Below are 241 nucleotides of genomic sequence, written 5' to 3'. Positions count from 1 at the left end.
AAAGCATGGCATTCAGCCGATTGATCTTGTTGTCGTGAATCTCTATCCTTTCAAAGAGACAATCTCAAAACACGATGTAACGTATGAAGAAGCGATTGAAAACATTGATATTGGCGGACCAGGAATGCTTCGTGCGGCATCAAAAAACCACCAAGACGTCACAGTCATTGTCGATCCTCGTGATTATGATTCAGTCGTTCAACAAATCAAAGAAGGCGGCGTGTCGCTTAAGAAAAAACGT

General features: G+C 42.3%; 1 pseudogene. It reads left to right on the top strand.

The features are described from left to right. Positions 1-241 (top strand): annotated as a pseudogene (gene purH, locus FS742_RS27320) (bifunctional phosphoribosylaminoimidazolecarboxamide formyltransferase/IMP cyclohydrolase); the annotation flags it as partial.

The organism is Bacillus cereus, from assembly GCF_007678085.1.
Classification (GTDB): Bacteria; Bacillota; Bacilli; order Bacillales; family Bacillaceae_G; genus Bacillus_A; species Bacillus_A cereus_BE.
Note: the sequence above shows the minus strand (reverse complement) of the source record. Positions and strands in the feature narration are given on the sequence as shown.